The sequence below is a fragment of the Erwinia sp. MYb416 genome (genome assembly GCF_037479575.1).
Taxonomy (GTDB): Bacteria; Pseudomonadota; Gammaproteobacteria; order Enterobacterales; family Enterobacteriaceae; genus Erwinia; species Erwinia rhapontici.
In genome coordinates this window covers 1-523 of the sequence record NZ_JBBGYT010000418.1, presented here as the reverse complement: position 1 = coordinate 523, position 523 = coordinate 1, and the positions used below count along the sequence as shown (strand labels likewise).

The following is a 523-nucleotide window of genomic DNA, read 5'->3' as shown; positions in this document are numbered from 1 at the left end:
TCACGCAGATGCTGCCGCTGTTGTTCCAGCGACTCCATCTGCGCATTCAATCGCGCCATATTCTTGCGCCGCAGTTTCTCGGCCTCGTCAATCCGCTGGCGAGCCTGCAGTAAACGCTGCTGTAACGTCTTGCCGGGATCCTGGGAGGTTAACAGATGGCTATCTTCACGCAGCCCCTCAAACCAGCCATAGGCATTGCCGCCAGCGCGGCGTTGCAACACGATCGTCTGCGGAGGTGTTTCCCTGGTGAGCACATCGCTGGACAGCACCGTGCGAAAATCAGGCGCATCGAAATCACGGTTACCGGTTTTAATCAGATAACGTGTCACGCTGTCAGGCAGACCCGCAGCATCATACTGGCCGCTGGCGACTAATTGCTGGCGCGATACCGTCTGCTGCTGAGTGACCTCGCCCAACACCTGTACCTGACCTTGCGGGGTGTTCAGCGTGAACAGTTCCAGCGGTTGTGGCCAGAAATAACGCAGCCCCTGCCAGGCCAGCAGGGTAATCAGCAACAGGAAGG

Annotated in this window: 1 pseudogene; it reads right to left on the bottom strand. The window is 58.1% G+C overall.

The annotated features are described in order from the left end of the window. Nucleotides 1-523, bottom strand: a pseudogene (locus WH277_RS05695) (phosphate ABC transporter permease PstA); the annotation flags it as partial.